General features: G+C 63.1%; 11 protein-coding genes. 8 read left to right on the forward strand and 3 right to left on the reverse strand.

What is annotated here, in order from left to right:
• The first annotated feature begins 89 nt into the window (after positions 1–89).
• The 8 genes from ACGYK4_RS05435 to uvrA all read left to right on the forward strand — a co-directional run bounded on the left by ACGYK4_RS05435 (position 90) and on the right by uvrA (position 12858).
• A complete protein-coding gene (locus tag ACGYK4_RS05435) occupies positions 90–3419 on the forward strand; it encodes a DUF3971 domain-containing protein (protein WP_394455472.1) in 3330 nt (1109 codons plus the stop codon).
• A 40-nt stretch (positions 3420–3459) separates the two neighbouring features.
• The gene (queA, locus tag ACGYK4_RS05440; RefSeq protein WP_394455474.1) at positions 3460–4524 is read left to right on the forward strand and encodes a tRNA preQ1(34) S-adenosylmethionine ribosyltransferase-isomerase QueA; all 1065 of its coding nucleotides are present in this window, start codon (positions 3460–3462) and stop codon (positions 4522–4524) included.
• Between the two features lie 72 nt (positions 4525–4596).
• A complete protein-coding gene (locus tag ACGYK4_RS05445) occupies positions 4597–5931 on the forward strand; it encodes an MFS transporter (protein WP_394455476.1) in 1335 nt (444 codons plus the stop codon).
• Positions 5932–5996: 65 nt separating this feature from the next.
• Entirely contained in the window at positions 5997–6596 is a 600-nt protein-coding gene (locus tag ACGYK4_RS05450; protein WP_394455477.1) for a DUF924 family protein, read from the forward strand.
• Between the two features lie 97 nt (positions 6597–6693).
• Positions 6694–8088 (forward strand): dihydrolipoyl dehydrogenase, encoded by a 1395-nt coding sequence (gene lpdA, locus ACGYK4_RS05455; protein WP_394455479.1) that lies wholly within the window; start codon positions 6694–6696, stop codon positions 8086–8088.
• Positions 8089–8160: 72 nt separating this feature from the next.
• On the forward strand, positions 8161–8724 hold the full coding sequence (locus ACGYK4_RS05460; protein WP_394455480.1) for a methyltransferase domain-containing protein: 564 nt from the start codon (positions 8161–8163) through the stop codon (positions 8722–8724).
• A 6-nt stretch (positions 8725–8730) separates the two neighbouring features.
• Positions 8731–9906 carry an MFS transporter gene (locus tag ACGYK4_RS05465; RefSeq protein WP_394455481.1) on the forward strand — a complete coding sequence of 392 codons (1176 nt, stop codon included), beginning with the start codon at positions 8731–8733 and terminating at the stop codon, positions 9904–9906.
• 66 nt (positions 9907–9972) lie between these two features.
• Positions 9973–12858, forward strand: coding sequence for an excinuclease ABC subunit UvrA (uvrA, locus tag ACGYK4_RS05470; protein WP_394455482.1), 2886 nt, complete (start codon positions 9973–9975; stop codon positions 12856–12858).
• A 36-nt stretch (positions 12859–12894) separates the two neighbouring features.
• On the opposite strand, the gene mmsB is transcribed toward uvrA, so the two are convergent.
• The 3 genes from mmsB to ACGYK4_RS05485 are packed head-to-tail and all read right to left on the reverse strand — an operon-like array spanning position 12895 to position 15969.
• Positions 12895–13779 carry a 3-hydroxyisobutyrate dehydrogenase gene (gene mmsB / locus ACGYK4_RS05475; RefSeq protein WP_394431770.1) on the reverse strand — a complete coding sequence of 295 codons (885 nt, stop codon included), beginning with the start codon at positions 13777–13779 and terminating at the stop codon, positions 12895–12897.
• Positions 13776–14819 carry an enoyl-CoA hydratase/isomerase family protein gene (locus ACGYK4_RS05480; protein ID WP_394455483.1) on the reverse strand — a complete coding sequence of 348 codons (1044 nt, stop codon included), beginning with the start codon at positions 14817–14819 and terminating at the stop codon, positions 13776–13778. Before ACGYK4_RS05480 ends, mmsB begins: the two co-directional genes overlap by 4 nt.
• A gap of 7 nt (positions 14820–14826) precedes the next feature.
• Positions 14827–15969 (reverse strand): acyl-CoA dehydrogenase family protein, encoded by a 1143-nt coding sequence (locus ACGYK4_RS05485; RefSeq protein WP_394455484.1) that lies wholly within the window; start codon positions 15967–15969, stop codon positions 14827–14829.
• Between the last annotated feature and the right edge of the window lie 36 nt (positions 15970–16005).

The following is a 16005-nucleotide window of genomic DNA, read 5'->3' on the forward strand; positions in this document are numbered from 1 at the left end:
GTGAAGGGTCGTTCAGGGCTGTCATACTGCATCTGATTTGACAACGTCAAAGCCGCCCCAGAAAGCCGCCCTATCCGAACCGGAGCCCGATGCGCGACCCGTCCCTTTCCAGCCCCCCTGCGCCAGATGGCGAAGGGCCGCCGCGCCGCCGGTCGCGCCGCCGCGCGGGGATCGTCTCGGCTGTGGTGCTGGTGCTCTTGGCGGCGCTGGCCACCGGGGCGGCGGTCTATTTCACCGGGCGTCCGATTCCGGCGCCGCTTTGGGTGCAGACACGGATCGAGGCGCGGATCGCGAGCGCCCTGCCTCAGGCGCGGGTGGATTTCGGCGCGATGGAATTCGTCGTTGACGAGGGGTGGCGCCCCCGCGTGCGTTTGCAAGACATCTTTGTCACCACGCCCGAGGGCGATGAGATCGTCAGTTTCAATGAGTTCAAGGCCAGCCTGTCGATGCGGTCCCTGCTGCGCGGTGTGGCGCAGCCGCGGGCGATTTCGCTTTCGGGCGTGGTGGCCAACCTGCGCCGCGGGGCGGATGGGCGGGTGAGCCTGAGCGCCGGGGCCGGGATTGCGCCACCCGAGCGGGAGGCGGCGACCCTGCCGCAACTCATCGGCCAGATCGACGAGGTGCTGGCCGCCCCCGCGCTATCCGCCCTGCGCTCGGTCGAGCTGCGCGCGCTGACGTTGCGGTTCGAGGATGCCCGCGCGGGCCGCGCTTGGACCGGAGATGGCGGGCGGCTGCGCCTGTCGCGTAGCGGCGATGCGCTTGACCTCTCCGCCGATCTCGCGGTGCTCAGCGGGGGCGCGGGGGTGGCCACGCTCACCGCCAATTACAGCAGCCAAATCGGTGAGAATGCCGCGACCTTTGGCGTGACCTTCGACGGGGTCGATGCGCGCGACATCGCGGCGCAGGGGCCTGCCTTTTCGTGGCTCGAAGTGCTGCGGACCAATATCTCGGGCGCGGTGCGCAGCGGCATCGACAGCACGGGCCGTTTCGCGCCGATCAACGCCTCTTTGCAGATCGGCAAGGGCGTCTTGCAGACCAAGCCGATCCCCTTCGATGGGGCGCAGAGCTATTTCAGCTACGACCCCGCGCGCCAGCTGTTGCGCTTTGACGAGATGTCGCTCGACAGCCCTTGGGTCTCGGGCAATATCACCGGCAGCTCGCAACTGGGCGATGTCACGGGCGGCATTCCGGGGCGGATGGTGGGGCAGTTCAGTCTGCGCGATCTTCGGGCCAATCCGGCGGAGGTCTACCCCGAAACGGTGGCCTTGGATCAGGCGGATATCGACTTTGAACTCAGCCTTAATCCGTTTCGCCTGAAGCTGGGCCGTCTGGAGATCAGCGATCAGGGCCGCAACCTGCGCCTTGATGGCGCGTTGGTGGCCGAGGCGGAGGGCTGGAACCTGTCTCTCGATGGGCGGATGGACCGGCTCAGCCCCGAACGCCTTCTGGCGCTCTGGCCCGAGGGGGTGAAGCCCAAGACCCGCAAATGGCTGGATGAGAACCTTCACGCGGGCCGGATGCGCAACCTCGATCTGGCGCTGCGCATGGCGCCGGGGCAGGCGCCGCAGACCTATGTCGCCTTCGACTATGCCGGGGCCGAGGTGCGGTTTCTGAAGACCCTGCCGCATATCACCGATGGCAGCGGCCATATGAGCCTGCTCGACAACCGCCTTGTCGTCACGGTGGACGCGGGCGAGGTCATCGCGCCGCAGGGCGGGGCGGTGACGCTGGATGGGTCCTCTTTCATCATTCCCGATGTGCGGGTGAAAGACGGCAGCCCCTCGGTGATCCGGCTCAACACGCGCTCCACCCTGACCGCGGCGCTGTCGCTGCTGAACCAGCCGCCGATGCGGGTGATGGAAAAGGCCGGGCTGCCCGTGACGCTCGCGGATGGGGAGGCGGTGCTGAAAGGCACGCTGGCGCTGCCGTTGAAAAAGGGCGGCAAGCCCGAAGATGTGCGCTATCACTTCGCGGGGGACCTGCTGGCGCCCTCGACCGATACGCTGGTCAAAGACCGCAGCCTTCAGGCCAGCAAACTGTCCATCACCGCGAACAATGAACGCATCAGCATCGGCGGCGCGGGGCGTATCGACGGGGTGGGCTTCGACGGGGAATGGTCGCAGGCGATCGGCCCCGGCTCGGATGAAAGCCGCCTGACCGCGCAGGTGGCGCTGACCCCGGCGGGGCTCGAAGCCTTTGGCGTGGCCTTGCCCCCCGGCAGCCTGCGCGGCGAGGGGCGCGGGCAGATTGCCGTGGACCTCAAGAAGGGCGAAGCGCCGCGCTTCACCCTGCAAAGTGATCTGGCGGGTTTGGGCGTCTCCGTCCCGCAACTGTCATGGAGCAAGGCGCCGGGCACCAAGGGCGAGTTGCGACTGGCAGGGCGTTTGGGCGAGACGCCGAATATCGACGCCTTTCAATTGAACGCGCCGGGGCTGCGGGTGGCGGGCTCCATCGACCTTGCCCCCGGCGGCGCATTGGAGCGGGTGCGGATCGACCGGCTGCGGCGGGGCGACTGGTTGGATATCCCGTTGCAACTGATCGGGCAGGGCAAGGGCAACCCGGTGCAGGTGGTGCTGGGCGGCGGCACGCTTGACATGCGCCGGGCCGAGTTCGGCGCGTCCGGGGGCCAAGCCGGGCCGCCGATGCGCGTGGCACTGGACCGGTTGCAGATCACCGACACGATTTACCTGACCGATCTTTCGGGCACATTCGACACCGCCAAGGGGATGGACGGCGCCTTTACCGCCCGGCTCAATGGCGGCACGCCGGTGCAGGGGCGGGTGCTGCCCCAAGCGGGGCGCAGCGCGGTACGCGTGGTCTCGGACGACGCGGGCGGGGTTCTGCGCTCGGCCGGGTTGGTGAAACAGGTGGTCGGGGGGAACCTGTCGCTCACCCTGCTGCCCGTGGGTTCGGGCGGCGCCTTTGACGGGCAGCTTACGGTCAGCGATGTCGCCATTCGCGACGCGCCGGGGATCGCGGCGCTGGTCAATGCCATCTCGGTCGTCGGGCTAATCAACGAGCTTAACGGCGACGGGATTTACTTTGACGATGTGGAGGCGAACTTTCGCCTGACCCCGAACCGCCTGACCTTGACCGAGGCCAGCGCGGTGGGCGCTTCCTTGGGCCTGTCGATGGATGGGGTCTATGCGCTGGATAGCGGATTGATCGACATGCAAGGGGTGATCTCTCCGGTCTATATGTTCAACGGGATCGGGTCGCTCTTTACCCGCAAGGGCGAGGGGCTGATCGGGTTCAATTACCGGCTCACGGGGGCCGCGAAAGACCCCAGCGTTTCGGTCAACCCGCTCTCGGCGCTCACCCCCGGCATGTTCCGCGAGCTGTTTCGCCGTCCGCCGCCCCAGCCGCCACAGGTGCAGGGCCAAGCGAATCCGGTTGCCCGGGTGCCGGAGGAACGCTAAGCGCCGAAGCGACCCTGCCGCCAGACCCGGAGCCGCGCCGATGAAGCTTTCCGATTTTGATTTCGACCTTCCTGAGACCCTGATCGCTACACGTCCCGCCAACCCGCGCTCTTCCGCGCGGTTGCTGGTGGCCGAGGGCGACGCTCTGCACGACCGGCGCGTGACCGATCTGACCGACTGGCTGCGCCCCGGCGACCGATTGGTGCTGAACGACACCCGCGTGATCCCCGCGCGGCTGAGCGGCATTCGCCACCGCACCTCGGCCCAAGGGGCGGTGCAGGCCAAGATCGAGGTCACCCTGTTGGAGCCGCGCGGCGACGGCACTTGGTCGGCGCTGATCAAACCGCTGCGCAAACTGAAGATCGGCGAAGAGGTCGTCTTTTCCGATGATCTGCGCGCCACCTTGGAGGCGGTGGAGGACGGGCAGGGGCATCTGCGGTTCAACTGCGCGGGCGATGATTTCGACGCGGCGCTCAATGCCGCGGGGGCGATGCCGCTGCCGCCCTATATCGCCGCCAAACGCGCCGCCGATGCGCAGGACATGACCGATTACCAAACCGTCTTTGCCCGCCACGCGGGCGCGGTCGCGGCGCCTACGGCCTCGCTGCATTTCGACGAGCCGCTGCTCGAAGCACTGGCCGAGAAGGGCGTGAGTTTTAGCCATGTCACCCTGCATGTCGGCGCGGGCACTTTCCTGCCGGTCAAGGTCGACGACATCTCGGAACACAAGATGCACGCCGAATGGGGCCGGGTTAGCGCAAAGGCCGCTGAAGAGATTGCCGGCACCCGCGCCGCCGGAGGGCGCGTGATCCCCGTGGGCACCACCGCCCTGCGCCTGATTGAGACGGCGGCGCGCGAGGGTGAGATCACCGCATGGGAAGGCGACACCGACATCTTCATCACGCCGGGGTTCAAGTTCAACGTGGCCGACGGGCTGATGACGAATTTCCACCTGCCTAAATCGACGCTGATGATGCTGGTCTCGGCCCTCATGGGGGTGCAGCGGGTGAAAGACATCTATGCCCATGCCATCGGCGAGGGCTATCGCTTTTTCTCCTACGGCGATTCCTCCCTTCTGCTGCCTGAGGCGCAAAAACCCGCTTGAATGTCGCACTAGGGGGTGACTAGCCTGCGATTGCCGTCCATGGGAGGGCTTGGGCGAACAAGGAATTGACTGATGATTCAAGTGGTTTCAAGCGCATGGGCGCTTTTGCTGGGCATGTGCCTGTTGATGGTCGGCAACGGCATGCAAGGCACATTGCTGGGTATCCGCGGCGGCATCGAAGGGTTTTCGACCTTCCAGATGTCGATCGTCATGTCGGCCTATTTCGTGGGCTTCCTTGGCGGGTCGCGCATGGCGCCGGGGATGATCCGCCGGGTCGGCCACGTGCGGGTCTTCGCGGCATTGGCCTCGCTGATCTCGGCGGTGATGATCATCTATCCGACCTTCCCCAATACCATCGTCTGGTCGCTGGGCAGGGTGCTGATCGGCTTTTGCTTCTCCGCCGTCTACGTCACAGCGGAAAGCTGGCTCAACAACGCCGCCACGAACGAAAACCGAGGGCAGGCGCTCTCGGCCTATATGATCGTGCAAACGCTGGGGATCGTGATCGCGCAGGCGCTCTTGCTGACCGCCGACCCCTCGGGCTTCGTGCTCTTCGTCATCCCCTCGGTGCTGGTGAGCATCGCGGTGACTCCGATCCTTTTGTCGATCAGCCCGACACCGCCTTTTGATACCACCAAGCCGATGAGCCTGCGCGAGTTGATGGATTTCTCGCCCTTGGGCTGTGTCGGCATGTTCCTTCTGGGCGGCGTCTTCTCGGCCCAGTTCGGCATGGCGGCGGTTTACGGCGCCGAAGCCGGGCTGAGCGTCGGCCAGATTTCACTTTTCGTGGCCATGTTCTTCGTCGGCTCCGTGATCCTGCAATATCCCATCGGCTGGATCTCGGACCGCATGGACCGCCGCAGCCTCATCGTCATCGTCGCCACGCTCGGCGGCATCGGCTCGGTCATCGGTATGACGCTGGGCCATGTCTTCCCGATCCTGCTGGCCACGGCCTTTCTGGTGGGGGGCATGTCGAACCCGCTCTACTCGCTGCTCATGGCCCACACCAACGACTTTCTTGAGCATGAGGACATGGCCTCGGCCTCGGGTGGGATGATATTTATCAACGGCTTGGGCGCGGTTCTGGGTCCGGTGATCACCGGTTGGATGATGGGCACGGCGCTCGGGCCGGGGGGCTTTTATCTGTTCACCGCCGTGCTTTTCGCCGCTCTGGCCGCCTATGCCTCCTACCGTAAGACACAGCGTGCCGCGGTGCCGGTCGACGAGACAGGCAACTACGTGCCGATCTACCCTTCGGCCACTGCCGTGGCTGTGGAGATCGCGCAGGAGTATATCATTGAAACGGAACAGGAAGCCGCCGAAGAGGCTGCCCAAGAAAGCGCCGAAGCGGATAAAAACGCCCCTGATAGCGATAACGATGTCGCGGATGACATAAAACGTGACTAGGCTTTTACTGTAAGACGTTCTTAACTTTAACGAAACGGCCCAGATGCGGCAAAGGAGTGTGCGGGATGGCTGCCACAAATGCAGAACCCCAAGATGTACTGAATTTCTGGCTCGAAGACGTAGGTCCGGCCGGATGGTACAACAGTTCCGAAACGCTGGATGCCGATATCCGCGCGCGTTTCGAGGGGCTTTGGGATGAGGCGCAGGCTGGCAAGCTGAACCATTGGCTGACCAATCCCACCTACGCGCTGGCCTTTCTGATCCTGACCGATCAATTCCCGCGCAACATGTTCCGCGACACGGGCAAGGCGTTTTCCAGCGACCGTATCGCGCTGGCGGCGGCAAAACTGGCGATTGAGAAAGGCTGGGACATGCGGGTTGAGGCGCCCGCGCGGCAGTTCTTCTACCTGCCGCTGATGCATTCCGAGAACCTCTGCGATCAGGACCGCTGCGTGCGTCTGATGTGCGACCGGATGCCGAAAAGCGACGGCAGCAACCTGTTGCATGCCCGCGCCCACCGCGAAGTGATCCGCCAGTTTGGCCGCTTTCCCTATCGCAACGCGGCGCTGTCACGCAGTTTCACGGCGCAGGAGACCTCCTATCTCGACGCGGGCGGCTATGGGCGGACGGTCAAGGACCTGCGCGCGGAACTTCAAGCGGCCTGAGCCTTGGGCAGGCCGGGGCAACACGCGTGGTTGTGGCGATTGCAAATATGGTTTAGCGGTAAACTATATTTGCAAACCCTAACGCGAGGTCCTTGCCATGGCTGCCAAATCCTTTGATCTGATCGTGATCGGTGCGGGGCCGGGCGGCTATGTCGCCGCGATCCGTGGCGCCCAGCTTGGCCTGAAGGTCGCGGTGGTCGAACGGGAGAACCTCGGCGGCATCTGCCTGAACTGGGGCTGCATCCCCACCAAGGCGTTGCTGCGCTCTGCCGAAGTGTTCCACCTGATGCACCGTGCCAAGGATTTCGGTCTGGCGGCGGATAAGATCGACTATGATCTTGCCGCCGTGGTCAAACGCTCGCGCGGCGTTGCCAAACAGATGGAAGGCGGGGTCAAACACCTGCTGAAGAAAAACAAGGTCGAAGTCTTCATGGGCGAAGCCTCGATCCCCGCGAAGGGGAAGGTCTCCGTCAAAACCGACAAGGGCGGCGAGGAGCTGACGGCCAAGAATATCGTGCTCGCCACCGGCGCGCGCGCCCGCGAATTGCCGGGGCTAGAGGCGGACGGCAAACGCGTCTGGACCTACCGACATGCCCTTCAGCCTGTGCACGACCCCAAGAAACTGCTGGTCATCGGGTCCGGTGCCATCGGCATCGAATTTGCGAGCTTTTACAACACCCTTGGCGCCGATACCACGGTGGTCGAGGTGATGGACCGCGTGCTGCCTGTCGAAGATGAAGAGATTTCGAAATTCGCCAAAAAGGCATTCGAAAAACAGGGCATGACCATCATGCAGAAGGCCACGGTCAAGAAACTCGACCGTGCCGACGACAAAGTCACCGCCCATATCGAACGAGACGGCAAGGTCGAGAAGCTTGAGTTCGACACCGTGATCTCAGCCGTTGGCATCGTCGGCAATACCGAAGGGCTGGGGCTGGAAGAGCTTGGCGTCAAGGTTGACCGCACCCATGTCGTGACGGATGAATATTGCCGCACCGGGATCGATGGGCTCTTTGCCATCGGCGACATCGCGGGGGCGCCTTGGCTTGCGCATAAGGCCAGCCACGAGGGCGTCATGGTGGCCGAGCTGATCGCGGGCCAGAAACCCCATCCCGTCAAACCCGAAAGCATCGCCGGCTGCACCTATTGCCACCCCCAAGTCGCCTCCGTTGGGCTGACCGAGGCGAAGGCCAAAGAGCAGGGCTATGACATCAAGGTCGGGCGCTTCCCCTTCATCGGCAATGGCAAGGCCGTGGCTTTGGGGGAGCCTGAGGGGCTGGTGAAAACCATCTTCGACGCCAAAACCGGCGAACTTCTGGGCGCGCATATGGTCGGGGCCGAGGTGACGGAACTGATCCAAGGCTATGTCGTAGGCCGCCAGTTGGAGACCACCGAAGAAGACCTGATGAACACCGTCTTCCCGCATCCGACGCTCAGCGAGATGATGCATGAATCCGTGCTCGACGCTTTCGACCGCGTGATCCATATGTAAGGCGCGCGGGGCAGGGCGCGCCCAACGCGCCTTGCCCCGTCGCACTTCGGCCAAACCGTTGGGAGCCATGTCGTGGTCAGCCTAAACCGTGTCGTCATGCACCGCAGCACCCGCCGGATGATTGACCGTTTGAACCCTGAAACGCTGGACGCCGCCGAAATCTCCGGCAAGTTCGGCAAACGGTTCACGTTCCAGAGCTACACCCAGTTCGCCTATCCGACCTATGACATCTGCGCAGGTCCCTTCACCGATCCGGCGAGCGGTGCCGTGCGGCAGTTCGATCTGATCCTCGCCAATCAGGTTTGGGAGCATCTCGACCGGCCCTATACGGCACTGGGCCATGTTCAACAGATGCTCAGGCCGAGGGGATATTTCTGGATCGCCGTGCCGTTTTTCATCCCCTTTCATGCGGCCCCAAATGACAACTCCCGTTGGTCCGCCCGGGGCCTGAAGAACCTGCTGATCGAGGCCGGGTTCGACGCGCACCGGATCAACGCCAAACAATGGGGCAACCGCGCCGCCGCCGCACGCAATCTGGAGCCTGACTGGCCCCCGGCTTTCGACAAGGCCATAGATGATCTGACCAATGATCCCGAAATGCCGCTCTGCGCATGGGCGCTGGCCCAGAAGGCTTGAGGGCAGATGGCTGAACACACCTCCTTTCTGCGCGTCTTTGCGCTTTGGGCCGCGGGGCTGGGGGCGGCTGCGCAATATGGCAAGATGAGTGTCATCTTCGACCTGCTGCCGGATATCTACCCGCAGGCCGGGGCGGCGCTTGGGTTCTTGGTCTCCTCGGTGGGTGGTGTCGGTATCCTCCTTGGTGTCGTGGCGGGGCTGGTGGTCGCCCGGGTCCGCTATCGCCGCGCGCTTCTCTTCGCCCTTTGGCTTGGCGCGGTTGTGTCGGCTTTTCAGGCGTTCTTGCCTGGCTTTGGCTGGATGCTGGCCAGCCGGGTGGTCGAAGGGCTGTCACATCTGGCCATCGTCGTCGCCGCGCCGACCCTCATCGCGCAGCTTAGCGCTGTGAAAGACCGCGGGTTTACCCTGACCCTCTGGGGCACCTTCTTTGGCGTCGCCTTCGCGGTCCTGACGCTTCTTGGCCGTCCGCTCGCTTTGACCTTGGGTGTGCCAGCGCTTTTCGCCGTTCACGCCGCCTATATGGCGGGCTGCGCGCTGGTGCTCTCCGCCAGTCTGCGCAGCTTGCCGGAGGAGGGCGCGCAGCCGCCTTTCTCCCTGCCGCAGATACTCCGCGATCACCTTGCGATTTACCGGTCACCCTTCCTCTCCGCCCCGGCGGCGGGTTGGCTGTTCTATACATTCAGCTTCGTCTCCATCCTCACTGTCTTGCCGCCCTACCTCCCCGAGGCATGGCGGGCGGTTACCATGGCAGCCATGCCGCTCACCAGCATCGCGGTGTCGATGACCGTCGGCGTGGCGCTGCTGCGCCGCCTGCCAGCGGTCTACGTCGTGCAAACGGGCTTTGGCCTCTCGGCCCTTTCCATGGTTTGGCTCTGGCTCGCCCCCGGCACCCCGCTGGCCTGTCTGGCGCTTGCTGGGGCCATGGGGCTGATCCAAGGGGCAAGTTTCACCGCTGTGGCGCAGCTGAACACCGGCCCTGCCGCGCAGGCGCAGGCCAACGGCGCGGTGGCGCAGATGGGCAACCTCGGCAACAGCCTGGGCACGCCGGTCATGGCCTTCGGTCTGGCAAGTTTCGGCGCCGCGGCGCTGCCGTTACTTGCGGGCGGGGCCTTCGTTATGGGGCTTGTGGCACATCTCCTCCTCGGTGCGGCCCGACGTCGCAGGCGGCACGTTCCTGTTTAGTTCTCACTTTTCCGTTGGAAAACACTGCATCAGCACCTATGTACAAATCGTTAAGAGGGGCATGTGATGGCTGAGCTGAAGAATATTGAAGTGCGCGGCGCGCGCGAGCACAATTTGAAGAACATCGACGTGGATATTCCACGGGACCAACTGGTTGTAATCACCGGGCTTTCTGGTTCCGGCAAGTCGAGCCTTGCCTTCGACACGATCTATGCCGAAGGGCAGCGGCGCTATGTGGAATCGCTCTCGGCCTATGCGCGGCAGTTCCTTGATATGATGCAAAAGCCGGATGTGGATCACATTTCCGGCCTCAGCCCCGCCATTTCAATCGAACAAAAGACAACGTCGAAGAACCCGAGGTCGACCGTCGGCACGGTGACCGAGATTTACGACTACCTGCGTCTGCTCTTCGCCCGCGTTGGCACGCCCTATAGCCCCGCCACCGGCAAGCCGATCGAGGCCCAGCAGGTGCAGGACATGGTCGACCGGATCATGACGATGGAAGAGGGCACGCGGGCCTATCTGCTGGCCCCCATCATCCGCGACCGGAAAGGTGAATACCGCAAGGAATTCATTGAGTTGCGCAAGCAGGGCTTCCAGCGGGTCAAGGTGAATGGCGACTTCTACGATCTGGATGAGCCGCCCACCTTGGATAAGAAATTCCGTCATGACATCGACGTCGTCGTCGACCGGATCGTGGTGCGCGAGGGTTTGGAGACGCGGCTTGCGGACTCGCTCCGCACCGCGCTCGACCTTGCCGACGGGATCGCTGTGCTAGAGACGGCCCCCAGCGAAGGTGAGCCGGAACGCCATACGTTCTCCGAGAAATTCGCCTGTCCCGTCAGTGGTTTCACCATCCCCGAGATTGAGCCGCGGCTGTTCTCTTTCAACGCGCCCTTCGGGGCTTGCCCGTCTTGTGACGGCCTTGGGGTCGAGCTTTTCTTCGATGAACGTTTGGTGGTGCCGGATCAAAACCTGAAGATCTATGATGGTGCGCTGGCGCCTTGGCGTAAGGGGAAGTCTCCGTACTTTAAGCAGACCATCGAAGCCATTGCGAAACATTATAATTTTGATCAGAAGACCCGTTGGAAAGACCTGCCTGAAAAGGTCCAGAACGTCTTCCTCCATGGTTCCGGTAAGGAGGAGATCACCTTCCGTTATGATGAGGGCGGCCGCGTCTATGAGGTGAAGCGGGTTTTCGAAGGGGTCATCCCCAACATGCAGCGGCGCTACCGCGAAACCGATAGTAATTGGGTGCGCGAGGAGTTCGAACGCTACCAGAATAACCGCCCCTGTGGCACTTGCGGCGGCTATCGCCTGCGGCCCGAAGCGCTGGCGGTGCGGATTGGCCCGCGCGACGGTGGTGAAGATGAATTGCTGCATATCGGCAAAGTGGTCGAGATGTCGATCCGCGAGGCTTTCGACTGGTGCAAGACGGTGCCAGACCATCTGACCGATCAGAAGAACGAGATTGCCCGGGCCATTTTGAAGGAAATCCGGGAACGTCTTGGTTTCCTAAATAACGTTGGTCTTGAGTACCTTACGATGTCACGTTCAAGTGGTACGTTAAGTGGCGGTGAGAGCCAGCGCATTCGTTTGGCGAGCCAGATCGGCTCGGGGCTGACGGGGGTTCTCTATGTTCTTGATGAGCCATCGATTGGCTTGCACCAGCGCGACAATGACCGTCTGCTCGATACATTGAAGAACCTGCGCGATCAGGGGAACACCGTGATCGTGGTGGAGCACGATGAGGAGGCCATCCGCGAGGCGGATTACGTCTTTGATATTGGGCCGGGGGCTGGGGTCCACGGCGGACAGGTTATCAGCCATGGCACGCCGCAAGAGGTTGCAGCCGATCCGAATTCAGTTACGGGTCAGTACCTTACCGGCGTTCGCGAAATCTCCGTCCCGGCGAAGCGGCGCAAGGGGAATAAGAAGAAGTTGCAGGTGGTAAAGGCCACCGGCAACAACTTGCAGAATGTGACGGTGGACTTTCCGCTGGGGAAATTCGTCTGCGTGACGGGCGTGTCGGGGGGCGGCAAATCGACCCTGACGATTGAAACCTTGTTCAAGACCGCTTCGATGAATCTGAATGGGGCCCGGCAGACGCCAGCGCCATGTCAAACGATCAAGGGGTTGGAGCATCTCGATAAGGTCATCGACATTGACCAACGCCCGATTGGGCGAACTCCGCGTTCGAATCCAGCGACTTACACCGGGGCCTTCACCCCAATCCGCGATTGGTTTGCCGGTCTGCCGGAGGCCAAGGAGCGCGGCTATAAGCCCGGGCGCTTCTCCTTCAATGTCAAAGGGGGGCGTTGCGAGGCCTGTCAGGGCGATGGGGTCATCAAGATTGAGATGCATTTTCTGCCAGATGTCTACGTGGAATGCGAGACCTGTAAGGGCGCGCGTTATAACCGTGAGACGCTCGAGGTGAAGTTCAAGGGCAAGAGCATCGCAGATGTCCTTGATATGACTGTGGAAGATGCGCAGAACTTCTTTGCCGCGGTGCCGTCGATCCGGGAGAAGATGGACGCGCTGATGCGGGTCGGCCTAGGGTATATCAAGGTGGGTCAACAGGCGACGACGCTTTCGGGCGGTGAGGCGCAGCGGGTGAAACTCAGCAAGGAGCTGAGCAAACGCTCGACGGGGCGCACGCTTTACATTCTGGATGAGCCAACCACCGGTTTGCACTTTGAAGACGTGCGTAAGCTTTTGGAAGTGCTGCATGAATTGGTTGATCAGGGCAACTCCGTCGTGGTGATTGAGCACAACCTCGACGTGGTGAAAACCGCGGATCACATCATCGATATCGGTCCCGAGGGCGGTGATGGCGGGGGCCGTGTTGTGGCCACGGGTACGCCCGAAAAGGTCGCGGAAGTGGCTGAGAGCTACACGGGGAAGTACCTCAAGCCCATGTTGCGCAAGGAGACGAAAGTGGCGGCGGAATAACCGCCGCCACTTCACCGTGTCAGTTATGTTAGGGGCTTAGCCCTTATATCCGCGCTGTTCGAACCGCGGGAGCATGGCGGAGAAATCTTTGCCCTTGCCGCCTTCTTCTTCGACGAAGCGGGTGTAGAGCTCTTTCGCCAGTGCGCCCATGGGCGTGTCGGCATTGGCCATTTCAGCGGCTTGCTGCGCGAGGCCAAGGTCTTTCAGCATCAACTCCGCCGCGAAGCCCGGTTTGTAGTCATTGTCGGCAGGCGACTGCGGACCGACTCCGGGGGCAGGGCAGTAGGCGTTCATCGACCATGAATAGCCGGAGGACGTGCTGACCACGTCGAACATCCGCTCCCGATCTAGGCCCAGCTTGTCGGCCAGCGCGAAGGCTTCGCAGGTGGCGATCATCGTGGCGCCGAGGATCATGTTGTTGCAGATCTTCGCGGCTTGGCCAGCGCCTGCGTCGCCGCAGTGTACGGCCTTTTGACCCATGATGTCGAAGAGCGGTTTGGCTTTCTCGAAGGCCGCCTCCGCACCGCCTGCCATGAAGGTGAGCGTGCCGCCCTGTGCGCCGCCGATGCCGCCGGAGACGGGGGCGTCGACGAAAAGCAGCCCGGCTTTCTGCGCCGCCTCTGCCGCGAAACGCGCGCTTTCCACATCGACGGTGGAACAGTCGATCAGCAGCGCGCCGGGGGCCATATGGGCGACAGCTTCTTCGGCAACTTGGCGCAGGATCGCGCCATTGGGCAGCATGGTGATGACGACATCGGCGTCGGTCACCGCTTCGGCGATGGTCTTGGCTTCGGCTACCCCTTCGGCGGTGGTGCCAGCCACGTCATTGCCGCGCACCGTATGACCCGCGGCGGCGAGGTTGGCCGCCATCGGGCCGCCCATGTTGCCCAGTCCGATGAAACCGATTGTGAGTTTGCTCATGAATTTTCCTCCAACTTCAATTCGTTGTCGCCCAAGGGGGCGAGCATGGCTTCGACATCGGCCTGCGGTACGTTCCAATCGGCATGTTGCCAGTTGGGGCTGCGATCCTTGTCGATGATCGCGGCGCGCACGCCTTCGATGAAGTCGCCTTTCTCCAGTGACCGCGCGGTAAAGCGGTATTCCTGTTGCAGCGCCGGGACCATGCCGATGCCCGGGCCGCGCAGACGGCGGAGCATTTCCAGCGTGCAGCCCATCGACAGGGGGGAGCTGCGGCGCAGGGTCTTCAGCGTCTCGGCGGCGAAGGCGCTTTCCGATATGGAAAAGGTGGCTTCGATCTTTTCCAAATTCTCCGGGGCGAAAAGGTGATCCACCTCATCTTGAACCTCGGCCAGTCTAGATGGGGGCGGGGTCGTCGCCGCGCGGTCGAGGATGAAGGGATCGCCGTTCTCTTCCAGTTGCGCGATTAGCTCGGGCCATTGGTCCTCGGGGATGAAGTAGTCGGCAAAGCCCGCGTGCAGCACATCCGCCGGACCCATGCGCGCCCCGGTGAGGCCGAGGTATTCGCCCATCCGCCCCGGCGCTTGCGCCAGCAGCAGCGTGCCGCCCACGTCTGGCACCAGTCCGATGCCGCATTCCGGCATGGCGATCTTGCTCGCCTCCCCCACGACGCGGTGCGAGCCGTGGCAACCGATGCCGACGCCGCCGCCCATGGTGAAGCCCTGCATGAAGGAGATCACCGGCTTGGGGTAGCCATGCAGCTTGTTGTTGAGCCGGTATTCATCGGCCCAGAACTGCCGGGCGAAATCGTAATCGCCCTCCTTGCCGGTCTGGTAGAGTTGCGCGACGTCGCCGCCAGCGCAGAAGGCTTTCTCGCCCTCCGCGTCCAACACGACGACCGCGACCTCCGGGTCGTCGCGCCAAGCATCAATGGCCTTCTCGATGGCGATACACATGTCGTAGCTCAGCGCGTTCAGCGCTTTGGGCCGGGTCAGCGTGATGCGGCCCGCGCGCCCCGTTTTGCGGATGTCGATGTCACTCATGGGGGCCTCAGCGGTTCTTGAGCATGTCGCGGGCAACGATCACGCGCATGATCTCGTTGGTGCCTTCGAGGATCTGGTGCACGCGCAGGTCGCGCACCAGCTTCTCGATCCCGTAATCGGCAAGGTAGCCGTAGCCGCCGTGCAGTTGCAGACATTGGTCGACGACCTTGCTGCCGGTCTCGGTCACGAATTTCTTGGCCATGGCGCAGAACTTGGTGGCGTCCGGCGCGCCGGTGTCGAGCTTCCATGCCGCTTGGCGCAGGAAGGTGCGCGCGGCCTGCAACTCGATCTCCATATCGGCGAGGCGGAACTGCAGCCCCTGGAACTGGTCGATGGTCTGGCCGAAGGCCTTCCGGTCGCCCATGTATTCCAGCGTCTTGTTGAGCGCGGTCTGCGCGGCCCCCAGTGAGCAGGCCGAGATGTTGAGCCGCCCGCCGTCGAGGCCGGCCATGGCGTATTTAAAGCCCTTGCCCTCTTCGCCGACGAGGTTCTCGGCACCGATCTTGCAATCGTCGAACTGCACCAGCGCCGTCGGCTGGCTGCGCCAACCCATCTTGTCTTCCAACCCGCCGAAGCTGAGGCCGGGGGTGCCGTCCTCGACATAGACGGTCGAAACCCCGCGCGCGCCGTCGTCGGAGGTGCGCACCATGGTGACATAGGCATCCGAATAGCCGCCGCCCGAGATAAAGGCCTTGGTGCCGTTCAGCGTGTAGCCCTCATTGCTGCGCTCGCAGCGGGTCTTCAGCGCCGCCGCGTCGGAGCCGGAGCCGGGTTCGGTCAGGCAGTAGCTCAGCACCGTCTCCATGGTCAGCACCTTGGGCATGACGCGCTCTTTCATCTCGTCACTGGCGAAAGTGTCGAGCATTTTGGCGCACATGTTATGGATTGAGAGGAACGCCGCGACCGAGGGGCAGGCCATCGAGAGCGCCTCGAAGACCAGCGTGGCGTCGAGGCGCGTGAGACCCGCGCCGCCGGTTTCCTCCGAGACGTAGAGCCCGCCGAAGCCCAGCTCGCCGATCTGCGGCCACAACTCCTTGGGGATGGTGCCATCCTTTTCCCACTGATGGGCATGGGGGGCGATATTGTCCTGCCCAAAGGCATGGGCCATGTCGAAAATGGCGGTCTGTTCCTCGTTCAATGCGAAATCCATCGCGGCTCCTCCCTGAAGTCATGTGCCCTTGGAACT

The organism is Sulfitobacter sp. 1A13368 (assembly GCF_043557275.1).
GTDB classification, from domain to species: Bacteria; Pseudomonadota; Alphaproteobacteria; order Rhodobacterales; family Rhodobacteraceae; genus Sulfitobacter; species Sulfitobacter faviae.

Bases quoted from the DNA above. Each gene is read 5' to 3' on its own strand.
- lpdA (WP_394455479.1), top strand. From the start codon at position 6,694: ATGGCTGCCAAATCCTTTGATCTGATCGTGATCGGTGCGGGGCCGGGC.
- queA (WP_394455474.1), top strand. From the start codon at position 3,460: ATGAAGCTTTCCGATTTTGATTTCGACCTTCCTGAGACCCTGATCGCT.
- ACGYK4_RS05485 (WP_394455484.1), bottom strand. From the start codon at position 15,969: ATGGATTTCGCATTGAACGAGGAACAGACCGCCATTTTCGACATGGCC.
- ACGYK4_RS05435 (WP_394455472.1), top strand. From the start codon at position 90: ATGCGCGACCCGTCCCTTTCCAGCCCCCCTGCGCCAGATGGCGAAGGG.
- uvrA (WP_394455482.1), top strand. From the start codon at position 9,973: ATGGCTGAGCTGAAGAATATTGAAGTGCGCGGCGCGCGCGAGCACAAT.
- ACGYK4_RS05480 (WP_394455483.1), bottom strand. From the start codon at position 14,819: ATGAGTGACATCGACATCCGCAAAACGGGGCGCGCGGGCCGCATCACG.
- ACGYK4_RS05450 (WP_394455477.1), top strand. From the start codon at position 5,997: ATGGCTGCCACAAATGCAGAACCCCAAGATGTACTGAATTTCTGGCTC.
- ACGYK4_RS05465 (WP_394455481.1), top strand. From the start codon at position 8,731: ATGGCTGAACACACCTCCTTTCTGCGCGTCTTTGCGCTTTGGGCCGCG.
- mmsB (WP_394431770.1), bottom strand. From the start codon at position 13,779: ATGAGCAAACTCACAATCGGTTTCATCGGACTGGGCAACATGGGCGGC.
- ACGYK4_RS05445 (WP_394455476.1), top strand. From the start codon at position 4,597: ATGATTCAAGTGGTTTCAAGCGCATGGGCGCTTTTGCTGGGCATGTGC.